This window comes from Herbiconiux sp. (assembly GCF_023264895.1).
GTDB lineage: Bacteria > Actinomycetota > Actinomycetes > Actinomycetales > Microbacteriaceae > Herbiconiux.
Genome location: NZ_JAHFUY010000020.1, coordinates 18,938 through 31,493, shown reverse-complemented (window position 1 = coordinate 31,493; position 12,556 = coordinate 18,938). Strand labels below are relative to the sequence as shown.

Below are 12,556 nucleotides of genomic sequence, written 5' to 3'. Positions count from 1 at the left end.
CAGCCTACCCAGTCCGCCGCTAACCTCCTGGTGACAGCATCCGTTCCGTCCGTGACGAAAGGCGACACCGTGCCCGCGCCTCACCTGCATCACCGCCCCGCCGTGGCCCCGTTCTCCCCCGACGACGACTTCGACTTCGAGATCCGCACGTCTCTCGGCCATGCGGTCGAGGGCGCCTCGGAGCCAGGCGAGGTGCTCGCCGCCGTCTCCGGGGTGAAGAAGGGCGACCACGAGGCCTGGTTCGCCGCCTGGAACGGCCTCGGCGACCGGGTGCGCACCATCGCCGACACCGCCGCCGCGGCCGGGCATCGTGAGAGCGCCGCGGGGGCGGCCCTCCGCGCCTCCGCCTACTTCGGTGTGGCGGTCAACGCCCTGAGCGCGCTCGCGGACACGACGGAGCTCGTGCCCACCTTCCGCAAGCAGCGCGAGGCCTGGGAGCTGTTCGTGTCACTCGGTCCGGCCCGCGCCGAGCGGGTCGACATCCCCGTGGGCCCGGACTCGATGCCCGGCTACCTGTTCCGTCCGCAGGATCCGGCGGCGGCGACCGGAGCCGCACTCGTGGCCGTGAACGGCAGCGACGGCTCTCTCGCCGCGCTCTGGGCGAGCATCGTGGCGGCCGGTCTGCACCGTGGCTACACCGTTCTCGTGTTCGACGGCCCGGGGCAGCAGTCGCAGCTGTTCGAGCACGACGTCCCGTTCCGGCCCGACTGGGAGAACGTGCTCACACCCGTGTACGACTTCGTGTCGCGGCAGGAGGGCGTCGACCCGGCCTGCGTGGGGCTCTACGGCATCAGCCAGGGCGGCTACTGGGTGGCGAGGGCGCTCGCGTTCGAGCACCGCTTCGCGGCCGCCATCGCCGACCCGGGCGTGGTGGACGTGTCGACCTCGTGGACCTCGCACCTGCCGAAGTCGCTCCTGAAGCTGCTCGACGCGGGGCAGACCGCGAAGTTCGACCGGGAGATGGCGCTCGGCCTCAAGCTCTCCCCCGGTGCGGCGCGCACCTGGAACTTCCGGGCCCGCCCCTTCGGCACCTCCGGCTACGCCGAGACCCTCGAGGCGGTGCGCGGGTACACGGTGGCGGATGTCGCGAGCCGCATCACGACGCCCCTCCTCATCACCGACCCCGAGGGCGAGCAGTTCTGGCCGGGCCAGTCCGCCGAGCTCGCGGCCCTCACATCCGGCGTCTCGACCCTGGTGCCGTTCACGGCGGCGGAGGGGGCCGACGGCCACTGCCAGCCGCTCGCCCGCACGCTCACCGCCCAGCGCCTCTTCGACTGGCTCGACGAGAAGCTCGGCGGCTGAGCGGCCTGTTCGCCCACTGTTCGCCTGGTTCGCCTGACTTCGCCGAGGTCGCCGCCTAGCCTGATCGCATGACGACCGTCAGCCAGGAGGACGCGCGCGCCGCATCCGCTCGGGGTGGAGGACCGGTGCGGTGGGCGCTCGGTGCGGCGGGCCTCCTGCTCGCGTCAGCCGCGCTGCAGGGGATGGCGTCGTTCGAGCGGTGGGTGACGGCGCGGAACGGCTGGGACCGAGCGGACATCTCGATCGAGGACCACCGGTTCGACTACGCCTTCCCCGCCGACCCGTGGGAGAACGTCGGCACCGCGGCGCAGCTGTTCGGCCTCGGATCGATCCTCCTGGCCCTCGGCGTGCTCGCGATGGCGAAGACCGTTTCGAGCGCCGGGTCGCCGGCCGTCAGGTGGAACGAGGGCGGGCTCGAGGGGATGCTCGTGGTCGTGGTCGCCGGGTCTTTCGCCGTGACGGGGCTGCACGCGCTCCTCTCCGGCATCGTCGGGGCACCCACACTGCTGCAGCACCTCCCGCTGCAGCTGCTGTTCGGCGCGGTCGGATTCGCAGGCCTCATCATCCTGGCCGGAAGGTGGCTGCGGGCGTCATGGCCGACGGCGCTCGCCTGCCTGCTCCTGCTGGGGTCGAGCCTCCCCGGCTACCTCGTGGCGACCTTCACGTTCGCTCCGGCCGTCGCGGGCTACCAGTCGCACGACACGACGCCCTGGACGGAGACCATCGTCGCCGCCTGGCCCGCCCTCGCCGCCGTCGCGATGTGCGGGGCCGCGGGATGGGCGGCTAGGCGAGGCAGTTGGGGCCGAGGAGCGACTTGAGCTCGCCGAAGAGGTCGGCCGTCACGTTGACGCCGAACGGCACCTCGAAGATCCGCACGTTGTCGTTCTTGACGAGCCGGAGCCGCACCTCGGTGTCTCCGGAGTGCCGGATGAGCACGTCGTTGAGCGCCTGCACCGTGTCGGTCGTGGCCTTGAACTCGGCGAGCGAGATCTGCAGCGGACCCGACGCCCCCGCAGCCTGACCGAGGTCGGGCTGGAAGAGGCTGAACGCGTGCAGGTTCATGCCGTCGTCGCGGAGCGAGACACGGCCCCGCACCACCACGATGGCGTCGTTCGTGAGCGCCGGACCGAACTCCTGGTAGGTCTTGCCCATGAACATCGCGGTGATCTCGCCCGCGAAGTCCTCGACCGTGATCATGCCGTACTGGTTGCCCGAGTTCTTGGCCACCCGGTGCTGCACGCTCGTGATGAGGCCCGCGACCGTCACCTGGTCGCCGTCCTGCGTGTGCTCGCTCTCCAGCAGGTCGAGGATCGACGTCGACGCCACCTTGGCGAGCGGGATCTCGAGGCCGGCGAGCGGGTGATCCGACACGTAGAGCCCGAGCATGTCGCGCTCGAAGGCGAGCTTGTCGCGCTTCGCCCACTCGGGGCGCACGGGGATGTCGTGCACCTCCTCCGGCGCATCCCAGAGCGAGTCGAAGTCGAAGCCGACCTGGCCGTTGGCCTCGTTGCGCTTCTGCGACACCGCGTTCTCGATCAGGCCCTCGTGCACCTCGATGAGCGCGCGCCTGGTCGATCCGAGCGAGTCGAAGGCACCCGCCTTGATGAGCGACTCGATCGTGCGCTTGTTCGCGGCGCCGAGCGGGATCTTCTTGAGGAAGTCGCCGAACGAGGTGAACGCGCCCTTCTCCTCGCGAGCCCCCTTGATGAGCTCCACCACGTTCATGCCGACGTTCCGCACGGCGCCGAGGCCGAAGCGGATGTCGGTGCCGACGGCCGTGAAGAAGCCGATCGACTCGTTGACGTCCGGCGGAAGCACCTTGATGCCCATCCGGCGGCACTCGCTGAGGTACATCGCCATCTTGTCCTTGGAGTCGCCCACGCTCGTGAGGAGCGCCGCCATGTACTCGGCCGGGTAATGCGCTTTGAGGTAGGCGGTCCAGTAGGAGATGACGCCGTAGGCCGCCGAGTGCGCCTTGTTGAAGGCGTAGTCCGAGAACGGCAGCAGGATGTCCCAGAGCGTCTTGACCGCGGCCTCGGAGTAGCCGTTGTCGTGCATGCCCTTCGAGAAGCCCTCGTACTGCTTGTCGAGCTCGGACTTCTTCTTCTTGCCCATCGCGCGGCGCAGCAGGTCGGCCTGGGCGAGCGTGAAGCCTGCGAGCTTCTGCGCGATCGACATCACCTGCTCCTGGTACACGATGAGGCCGTAGGTGCCGCCGAGCACCTCCTTGAGCGGTTCCTCGAGCTCGGGGTGGATCGGGGTGATCGGCTGGATGCGGTTTTTGCGGAGCGCGTAGTTGGTGTGCGAATCGGCGCCCATGGGGCCCGGGCGGTAGAGGGCCAGCACGGCCGAGATGTCCTCGAAGTTGTCGGGCTTCATGAGCCTGAGGAGCCCGCGCATGGGCCCGCCGTCGAGCTGGAACACACCGAGCGTGTCACCGCGGGCGAGCAGGTCGTAGGAGGGCTTGTCGTCGAGCTCGAGATCCTCGAGCACGAGGTCCTCACCCCGGTTGGCGCGGATGTTGTCGAGCGCGTCGTCGATGATCGTGAGGTTCCGGAGCCCCAGGAAGTCCATCTTGATCAGACCGAGCGACTCCGCGGCGGGGTAGTCGAACTGCGTGACGATCTGGCCGTCCTGCTCGCGCTTCATGATCGGGATGATGTCGATCAGCGGATCGCTCGACATGATCACGCCGGCCGCGTGCACGCCCCACTGCCGCTTGAGGTTCTCGATGCCGAGCGCGGTGTCGAAGACCGTGCGCGCCTCCGGATCGCTCTCGATGACCGTGCGGATGTCGACGGCCTCCTTGAAGCGGGGGTGCGCCTTGTCGAAGATGCCCGAGAGCGGGATGTCCTTGCCCATGATGGGCGGCGGCATCGCCTTCGTGAGCTTCTCGCCCATGCTGAAGGGGAAGCCGAGCACCCGACCCGAGTCCTTAAGAGCCTGCTTGGCCTTGATGGTGCCGTAGGTCACGATCTGCGCCACGCGCTCGTCGCCGTACTTCTCGGTGACGTACTTGATGACCTCGCCGCGGCGACGGTCGTCGAAGTCGACGTCGAAGTCGGGCATGGAGACGCGGTCGGGGTTGAGGAAGCGCTCGAAGATCAGGCCGTGCACGAGCGGGTCGAGGTCGGTGATCTTCATCGCGTAGGCCGCCATCGAGCCCGCACCCGATCCGCGGCCGGGGCCCACCCGGATGCCGTTGCGCTTGGACCAGTTGATGAAGTCGGCCACCACGAGGAAGTAGCCGGGGAAGCCCATCTGCTGGATGACGCCGACCTCGTAGTCGGCGCGCTCGCGCACCGCCTGGGTGACGCCGTCCGGGTAGCGCTCCTTCAGCCCCGCCTCGACCTCCTTCTCGAACCAGGTCGCCTCGGTCTCGCCCTCGGGCACCGGATAGCGGGGCATGTAGTTGGCGTTCGTGTCGAAGGCCACCTCGCAGCGTTCGGCGATGAGCAGGGTGTTGTCGCACGCCTCCGGGTAGTCGCGGAAGAGCTGGCGCATCTCGGCGGCGCTCTTGAGGTAGAACTCGTCGGCGTCGAACTTGAAGCGGTTCGGGTCGGAGAGGGTCGAGCCCGACTGCACGCAGAGGAGGGCTGCGTGGCTCGTGGCGTCGTGCGCGTGCGTGTAGTGCAGGTCGTTGGTGGCCACGAGCGGCAGCTTCAGCTCGTCGGCGAGCTTCAGCAGGTCGGTCATGATGCGGCGCTCGATGTCGAGCCCGTGGTCCATGATCTCGCAGAAGTAGTTCTCGCGGCCGAAGATGTCGCGGAAGTCGGCGGCGGCCTTGACGGCCTCCTTGTACTGCCCCAGCCGGAGCCGGGTCTGCACCTCGCCCGACGGGCATCCGGTGGTGGCGATGAGGCCCTTGCCGTACTGCCCGAGCAGCTCACGGTCCATGCGGGGCTTGAAGTAGTAGCCCTCGATGCTCGCCTTGGAGCTCAGCCGGAACAGGTTGTGCATGCCCTCGGTGCTCTCGGAGAGCAGGGTCATGTGCGTGTAGGCGCCCGCACCCGAGACGTCGTCCTGTCCGCCGTTGCCCCAGCGCACGCGCGTCTTGTCGCTGCGGTGGGTGCCGGGGGTGAGGTAGGCCTCGGTGCCGATGATGGGCTTGATGCCCGCTTCGGTGGCCGTCTTCCAGAAGTCGAAGGCGCCGAAGACGTTGCCGTGGTCGGTGACCGCGACGGCGGGCATGCCCTGCTCCTTGGCCGCTTCGATGAGGGGTTTGACCCTCGCCGCGCCATCCAGCATCGAGTATTCGCTGTGGACGTGCAGGTGCACGAAGGAGTCGTTCGAGGGCACTGATTCTCCGGCTGTCTCGGCTTGGGTACCAAGTCTAAACGTCGATCGCGAGCTCAGGGGTGAGCGACCGGGACACGCACGGATACACAGTGGCGGAGGCCTCGTCGGTGGTGAGCGAGTCGCGGTGCTCGGCCTGTCCGGCCACCACGGTGAGGGCGCACGAGCCGCAGACACCGCGGAGGCAGGAACCGGGCACGTCGACCCCGGCGATCTCTAGCGCCTTGAGCATGGTGAGGTCGGCGGGGACCTCGACGATCTTCTCGGAGCGGGCGCAGACCACGCTGAACGGCTCGTTCGGTCGCACGACCCCCGCCCTGGGCTCGAACCGCTCGAGGTGCAGGCTGCCTGCCGGCCAGCCGCGCATCGCCTCCTCGACGGCATCGGTGAAGCGGGCGGGGCCACAGGAGTACACGGACACCCCCGGCTGGGGCTCGGCGATCACGGCCCGCAGGTCGAGTCTGCCGGCGTGGTCGCGGGAGTGGATCACCACGCGGTCGCCGAGTGCGACGAGCTCGCCCCCGAAGGGCAGGCGCTCGGCGCCCCGCACGGCGTAGTGCATCGACCACTCGGCGCCCTGCCGCTCGAGCTCACGGGCCATCGGCAGGAGGGGGGTGATGCCGATGCCGGCGGCGAGCAGGAGATAGCGCTCGGCAGGCAGCAGGGGGAAGAGGTTGCGGGGCTCGCCGACGTAGACGGTGCGGCCCTCGCGCAGGTGGCCGTGGATGTAGAGCGACGCGCCACGGGAGAGCTCCTCGTGGAGCACGGCGATCCCGTAGCGGGAGCGGTCGCGCGGGTCGCCGCAGAGCGAGTACTGGCGCTGCTGCCGCGTGATCAGCTGCACGTCGACGTGAGCTCCAGGCTGCCACGGCGGCAGCGGATCCCCGCCCGGGTGCTGGAGCTCCAGGCTCAGGATGTCGGTGGACTCCTCGTGGAGGCGCGTCACGACGAGCGGCCGCAGGCCCTTCCGGCTCGGCACCTCAGTAGAGCGTCTTGTAGGCGCCGACCATGCCCTCGTCGATCAGCTGCGCGACCTCGGGAGGAAGGCCGGAGGCCTCCGCCCACATGGTGCCCGACGTGGGGAGCTCGGCGGCGAGGTCCTGCATCTCGGGATCCCAGAGCCCGGACCGCACGAGCGCCCGCCCGCAGTGCAGGTAGACCTCCTCGATGCGGATGACGGTGGCCACGGCCGGCGTCACGTGATCCTGCTCGAGCACGGCGAGGAGCTCCGGGTCGTCGGTGATGTAGGCGCTGCCGTTGATGCGGAGCGTCTCGATCATGCCGGGCACGAAGCAGACGAGGCCGACGTGGCCGTTCTGGAGCACGTTGAGGAACGAGTCGGCGAGCTTGTTGCCGAGCCGGTCGGGCAGGGCGATGGTGCGCTCGTCGAGCACGCGCACGAAGCCCGGGTAGTCGCCGCGGGGCGAGCAGTCGAGCGTGCCGGCGGCGTCGGAGGTGGCGAGGCAGAGGAACGGCGAGTGGGCCAGGAACGCGAGGCTGCTGCGGTCGAGGTGGTCGAGGATCTTGTCGCTCGTGCCCGGATGCGGGTGGCCGAGCCGGGCGCGCAGGCCCTCCTCGTCGAGTCGCCGGAACTCGGTCTTCACGATCTCGTCCTCACGGGTTCCGAGTGTAGCCGCCCCCGGCCGTCCGGCCGGAGGCGGCTCCCACGACTAGCTCGTGAGCGTCTTCTGCGCGTCGGCATCGGCCGACAGGCTCTGCACCGCGATCTTGCGCGGCTTCGCACGCTCGCTGATCGGGATGACGACGCTCAGCACGCCGTTGTCGTAGCTCGCCGAGATGCCGGCGGTGTCGACGCCCTCGCCGATGCTGAACTGGCGCAGGTAGCTTCCCGACGGGCGCTCCTGGGTGAGCCACTTCGCTCCGGCCGCCTCACCGGCGGTGCGCTGGGCGCGGATGGTGAGCAGCTGACCGTCGACGTCGATGTCGACCGATCCCGGGTCGACGCCGGGCAGATCGGCGTTCAGCACGTAGCGGTCGGCGTCACGGTAGAGGTCGACGGGCATCACGCGGGGCCCGGGGCGGGACTGCAGCAGCCCGGAGGCGAGTCGGTCGAGCTCGCTGAAAGGGTCAAAGGTCATAGCCATTACGATCAATCTCCTCTCGAGTTGTGGGAGTTGAGTCACCTCGACTCAACTACGGATATTCTGCCTCCGGTCCGCGCCGGATGCCAACTCCCGTGAGCTTGAAATCCGCTGAAAATTCTGTGGTGCGGATTCCCAGGGAGCGGCGTACGGTCGGTCGCGCAGCCGGCGTAGCCTCGCATCCGCCCGACGATCGACCGGCGAATGGGAGGTTGACCGTGGCCGTAGAGAAGACCGCGTCGGGCGGATCGCCCACACCGAAGAGCGTGCGGAGCCTCGTGCCCGCCCGCATGGACAGGCTGCCGTGGACGAGGTTCCACTGGATGGTCGTCTTCGGCCTCGGCGTCTCCTGGATCCTCGACGGGCTCGAGATCCAGATCATCGCCTCGAACGGCTTCCAGGAGTCGCTCGGCATGGACTCGCAGCAGGTCGGACTCGCCGGCACGATCTACCTCGTGGGCCAGGTGGTCGGGGCGCTCGTCTTCGGCCGGCTCTCCGACAAGCTCGGGCGCAAGAAGCTCTTCATCATCACGCTCGCGATCTACCTCGTGGGTTCGGCGCTCGCGGGCCTCTCCCCCAACATGGAGTTCCTCTTCGCGATGCGCTTCGTGGCCGGCCTCGGCATCGGCGGCGAGTACGCGGCCATCAACTCGGCGATCGACGAGCTCATCCCGAGCCACTACCGCGGCCGCGTCGACATCGCCATCAACGGCACCTACTGGGGTGGCGCAGCGCTCGGTTCGGTGGCGAACCTGTTCTTCCTCAACCCCGACAACTTCGCCGAGAACATCGGCTGGCGGCTCGCGTTCTTCATCGGCCCCGTGCTCGGACTCGTGATGATCTACATGCGCCGGCACATCCCCGAGAGCCCGCGCTGGCAGATGACGCACGGCCAGGAGGAGATCGCCGAGAGGACGGTCGACGACATCGAGGCGCGGGTCGAGAGGGAATCCGGCAAGAAGCTCGACCCCGTGCCAGAGGATCAGTCCATCGAGGTCACGCCGCTCGACCGGATCCCGTTCAAGAAGATCGCGAGCGTGCTCATCCGCGACTACCCCAACCGCACGGTGGTGGGACTCACGATGATGATCACGCAGTCGTTCCTCTACAACGCCATCTTCTTCACCTACGCGCTCGCTCTGCAGAACTTCTACGGGGTCGAGAACGACGCCGTGCAGTACTTCTTCTTCCCGTTCGCCATCGGCAACCTGGTCGGGCCGCTCGTGCTGGGGCCGCTGTTCGACACCTGGGGCCGGCGCAAGATGATCCTGCTCACCTACGGGCTCTCGGGCGTCATCCTCACGATCTCCGGGTTCCTGTTCCAGGCCGACGTGCTGAACGCGACGACCCAGACGGTGTTCTGGTGCGTCTCGTTCTTCTTCGCCAGCGCCGGCGCGTCATCCGCCTACCTCACCGTGAGCGAGCTGTTCCCGCTCGAGATGCGGTCGCAGGTGATCTCGTACTTCTTCTCGATCGGCCAGATCGCCGGCTCGGTGGCACCGCTGCTGTTCGCCACCCTCATCGGCGAGGGCGAGGATCGCGGACCCATCACGATCGGCTACATCGGGGCGGGGCTCCTGATGCTCGCGGGCGGCATCGTGGCGTTCATCTTCGGGGTGAACGCCGAGCGAAAGCCGCTCGAGGCGATCACGAACCCGCTCTCGGCGATCTCGCCCGGCAAGCTGAAGGTCGAGGGCGAGCGCACCACCCGCGAGCGCCCGAAGCGCACGTAGGTGGCGGCGGGCCGGCCGACGGCCGAGCCGGAGCCGGCGGGCAGTTCGACAGGCCGTCAGTGGCGGCCGAACAGTCCCCGTCGCCGACGGTGGAACGGCTTCACGGAGCGGAGCAGGTGGTCTGCCCCCGGCGGGACGTACATGACATCGATCGGTGTGCTCTGCGAGTACACGACGAGCGTCTGCGCGAGATCGCCCCCGATCGACTCGCGAAGGCCGGGAGCGCCCACGAGCACGAGCAGATAGCTCTCGTCGACCGAGCCCTCCTCGGGCGTGACCTTCCAGCCGAGCACCGCCTCATCGACCTCGGGATGGTGCTCCAGGAGCGTCACGAGGGCCTCCTTCATGCCGGGCGGCACCCGCGCGGGCTCTCCCACCAGCACCTGCGTCTCGGCCTGCACCACGCGCGGCGTGAGCGTGGCTGCGCCGTCGAGCAGCTGGCCGATCTCGCCGGGCAGGAAGGTCTTGCCGTGGGCGGAATGCGGGTTCAGCACGAGGGTGGCCCCGCGCGTCATCTGCCACAGCACGCGGCACGGCAGCGCCAGGAAGCGGCGCTCGAAGCCCGGCACCACCTCGAGGGTCTCACTCAGGCGCGCCTCCGAGGTGTAGAACGGCTGCACCGACCGGCCGTCGGCGCCGAGCAGGTCGGCGAGTGTCGCCATGTCGTCTCCGGATGCCGCACCCGGCACGATCACCGTGCTCGCGAGCAGCGCTTCCAGGAACACCGGTGCGGCGGTGGGGTCGCCGGCCGCCGAAGCGAGCTTCGCCTCGATCTCGATCTCGGCGGAGGCGGGGTCAGTCATCGGCGCTCCGCCCGAGCGGCGTCGTCTGCGCCTCGGGGTCGGCCGGGGGCGGCTTCAGGCCCACGGCAGGCAGGACGACCCCGTCGATGATCGCGATCAGGTAGTCGCGATCGACAGGGCGCTGCGTCACGAGCAGGCGGTAGGCGGTCATCGACGGGGCGACCATCGAGATCGTCGCCACGTCGCAGTCGGCCGAGATCTCGCCGCGATCGATGGCGCGTTGGAACAGCCGCCGGTTGACCTCGGCGCGGGGCTCGACGATGGCCGAGCTGATGGCCTCGGCGAGCTCGGGCGAGCGCGAGATGACGGACATCAGCCCACCCATCACCCGGAGCTTGCGGTCGGCGTCCTCGACCGCGCGCGGCTTGACCATGGCCACCAGGTCGCCCCGCAGCGATCCGGTGTCGGGCAGGTGATCGGCGTCGAGTCCCTTCGACTTCATGCAGGCCACGGCGTCGACCACGAGCTCGCCCTTCGAGGGCCAGCGACGGTAGAGCGTGGCCTTGCCGGCCTTCGCGCGGCTCGCCACCATCTCCATCGTCATGCCGTCGTAGCCCACCTCGGCGAGCACCTCGATGGCGGCGTCGAGGATGTCGGCGTCCCGGGAGTGGTCGCGGCGTCGCCCGAGGCGGGGCTGCTCCGGAGCGGTCGTGGTGGTCTCGAGCGGCATCGTCGCTGCTCCTCCTCAGGGTCGGTCGTCGGGACTGGGTTCGCATCGATCCTGTCACGAGATGTTTACAGAACCGATGGTATCCGAAACTGGCAAGTTCCGTATATAGTCCTTCCATGCCCGAAACCTCCGCTCCCTCGTCACGTCGCTGGCTGACCCTCACCACCGTCGCGCTCGCCCAGCTCATGGTCGTGCTCGACGCGACCGTCGTGAACATCGCGCTCCCCTCCGCCCAGGCCGACCTCGGCTTCTCCGACGGCGACCGGCAGTGGATCGTCACCGCCTACTCCCTCGCCTTCGGCAGCCTCCTGCTGCTCGGCGGGCGGCTCTCCGACCTGATGGGCCGCAAGCGCGCGTTCATCATCGGCCTCATCGGCTTCGCCCTGGCCAGCGCCCTCGGCGGCGCGGCCGACTCGTTCGGCCTGCTCGTGGCCGCCCGCGCGCTGCAGGGCGTCTTCGGTGCGCTGCTCGCGCCCACAGCCCTCGCCGTGCTCACGACCACCTTCACCATCCCCAAGGAGCGGGCTCGCGCCTTCGGCATCTTCGGAGCGATCGCCGGCGCGGGTGGCGCGGTGGGCCTCCTCCTCGGCGGCCTCCTCACCGAGAGCTTCAGCTGGCGCTGGAACCTCTACATCAACGTCGTGATCGCCGTCATCGCGATCGTCGGAGCGATCATCTTCGTGTCGACGCCGAAGCGCGAGGGCGCTCGCCCGAAGCTCGACCTGCCGGGCACGGTGCTCGTCTCCGCCGCGCTGTTCGGCCTGGTCTACGGCTTCTCCAACGCCGAGAACAACGGCTGGGACTCCCCGCTCACCTGGGGCATGCTCGCCGGCAGCGTGGTGCTGCTCGTGGCGTTCGTGCTGTGGCAGCGCCGCGCGGCGCATCCGCTGCTCCCCCTCGCGATCGTGCTCGACCGCAACCGCGGGGCGGCGTACACCTCGGTGCTCATCGCGGGCGCGGGGATGTTCGGCATCTTCCTGTTCGTCACCTACTACCTGCAGACCACGCTCGGCTACTCCCCCATCCAGACGGGGCTCGCGTTCCTGCCGATGATCATCCTGCTCGTCACCGCCGCCCAGCTCGGCACGAACATCTTCGTGCCGCGGTTCGGCCCGAAGGTCGTCGTGCCGATCGGCATGACGCTCGCCGCACTCGGCATGGCCTACCTCACGCACCTCGACGTGGGTTCCACCTATGTGAGCGACGTGATGCCGCCCCTCATGATCCTCGGCTTCGCGATGGGCACGATCATGCCCGCGTCGATCCAGACCGCCACACTGGGCGTCGACCGCCGGTTCGCGGGAGTCGCGTCGGCGATGGTGAACACGAGTCAGCAGGTGGGCGGGTCGATCGGCACCGCGCTGCTCAACACCCTCGCCGCCACCGCGGCGGCCGACTACCTGGTGTCGCACCTGCCGGCGGATGCGACGGCGAGTGCGTCGACGGCCGCCTCCGTGGCCGCAGAGGCCGCCGTGCACAGCTACGCCACGGCCTACTGGTGGGGCGCCGCGTTCTTCGCCGTGGGTGCGGTCATCGCCGCGCTGCTCTTCCGGAGGAAGGGCGACGGCATCACGGTGGGCGTCGCGCTCCCCGAGGCGCAGGAGGCGGATCCCGCAGACCGGGACGCGCCGGTGCTCGGCCACTGAGCGA

10 protein-coding genes are annotated in these 12,556 nt (G+C 69.1%); 4 read left to right on the top strand and 6 right to left on the bottom strand.

The window, feature by feature from the left end:
* Nucleotides 1-69: 69 nt before the first annotated feature.
* Both Q0D57_RS03465 and Q0D57_RS03460 read left to right on the top strand, forming a co-directional pair.
* Nucleotides 70-1,302: a prolyl oligopeptidase family serine peptidase gene (locus Q0D57_RS03465; protein ID WP_291038180.1), complete on the top strand. Its 1,233-nt coding sequence runs from the start codon at nt 70-72 to the stop codon at nt 1,300-1,302.
* A gap of 68 nt (nt 1,303-1,370) precedes the next feature.
* The gene (locus tag Q0D57_RS03460) at nt 1,371-2,120 is read left to right on the top strand and encodes a hypothetical protein (RefSeq protein WP_291038177.1); all 750 of its coding nucleotides are present in this window, start codon (nt 1,371-1,373) and stop codon (nt 2,118-2,120) included.
* Here the strand turns inward: Q0D57_RS03460 and dnaE are convergent.
* The 4 genes from dnaE to Q0D57_RS03440 form a co-directional block, all read right to left on the bottom strand.
* Nucleotides 2,086-5,601, bottom strand: a complete 3,516-nt coding sequence (dnaE, locus tag Q0D57_RS03455) for a DNA polymerase III subunit alpha (protein ID WP_291038174.1) — start codon at nt 5,599-5,601, stop codon at nt 2,086-2,088. The genes Q0D57_RS03460 and dnaE overlap by 35 nt on opposite strands.
* 34 nt (nt 5,602-5,635) lie before the next feature.
* Nucleotides 5,636-6,577: a PDR/VanB family oxidoreductase gene (locus Q0D57_RS03450; RefSeq protein WP_291038171.1), complete on the bottom strand. Its 942-nt coding sequence runs from the start codon at nt 6,575-6,577 to the stop codon at nt 5,636-5,638.
* A 1-nt stretch (nt 6,578) separates the two neighbouring features.
* Nucleotides 6,579-7,202 (bottom strand): MSMEG_1061 family FMN-dependent PPOX-type flavoprotein, encoded by a 624-nt coding sequence (locus Q0D57_RS03445; protein ID WP_291038168.1) that lies wholly within the window; start codon nt 7,200-7,202, stop codon nt 6,579-6,581.
* A 66-nt stretch (nt 7,203-7,268) separates the two neighbouring features.
* On the bottom strand, nt 7,269-7,703 hold the full coding sequence (locus Q0D57_RS03440) for an Hsp20/alpha crystallin family protein (protein WP_291038165.1): 435 nt from the start codon (nt 7,701-7,703) through the stop codon (nt 7,269-7,271).
* Between the two features lie 215 nt (nt 7,704-7,918).
* On the opposite strand from Q0D57_RS03440, the gene Q0D57_RS03435 reads away from it, so the two are divergent.
* Nucleotides 7,919-9,433 (top strand): MFS transporter, encoded by a 1,515-nt coding sequence (locus tag Q0D57_RS03435; protein WP_366518575.1) that lies wholly within the window; start codon nt 7,919-7,921, stop codon nt 9,431-9,433.
* Between the two features lie 56 nt (nt 9,434-9,489).
* Here the strand turns inward: Q0D57_RS03435 and Q0D57_RS03430 are convergent, their stop codons facing one another.
* Together Q0D57_RS03430 and Q0D57_RS03425 are read right to left on the bottom strand one after the other, a co-directional pair.
* Entirely contained in the window at nt 9,490-10,236 is a 747-nt protein-coding gene (locus Q0D57_RS03430) for an enhanced serine sensitivity protein SseB C-terminal domain-containing protein (RefSeq protein WP_291038162.1), read from the bottom strand.
* Nucleotides 10,229-10,906, bottom strand: a complete 678-nt coding sequence (locus tag Q0D57_RS03425; protein ID WP_291038160.1) for a TetR/AcrR family transcriptional regulator — start codon at nt 10,904-10,906, stop codon at nt 10,229-10,231. Before Q0D57_RS03425 ends, Q0D57_RS03430 begins: the two co-directional genes overlap by 8 nt.
* Nucleotides 10,907-11,022: 116 nt before the next feature.
* Between Q0D57_RS03425 and Q0D57_RS03420 the strand changes: the two genes are divergently transcribed.
* On the top strand, nt 11,023-12,552 hold the full coding sequence (locus Q0D57_RS03420; protein WP_291038157.1) for an MFS transporter: 1,530 nt from the start codon (nt 11,023-11,025) through the stop codon (nt 12,550-12,552).
* Nucleotides 12,553-12,556 lie beyond the last annotated feature (4 nt).

Coding starts and splice junctions, on each gene's coding strand:
- Q0D57_RS03460 (WP_291038177.1), top strand. CDS start 1,371: ATGACGACCGTCAGCCAGGAGGACGCGCGCGCCGCATCCGCTCGGGGT.
- Q0D57_RS03440 (WP_291038165.1), bottom strand. CDS start 7,703: ATGGCTATGACCTTTGACCCTTTCAGCGAGCTCGACCGACTCGCCTCC.
- Q0D57_RS03430 (WP_291038162.1), bottom strand. CDS start 10,236: ATGACTGACCCCGCCTCCGCCGAGATCGAGATCGAGGCGAAGCTCGCT.
- Q0D57_RS03425 (WP_291038160.1), bottom strand. CDS start 10,906: ATGCCGCTCGAGACCACCACGACCGCTCCGGAGCAGCCCCGCCTCGGG.
- Q0D57_RS03420 (WP_291038157.1), top strand. CDS start 11,023: ATGCCCGAAACCTCCGCTCCCTCGTCACGTCGCTGGCTGACCCTCACC.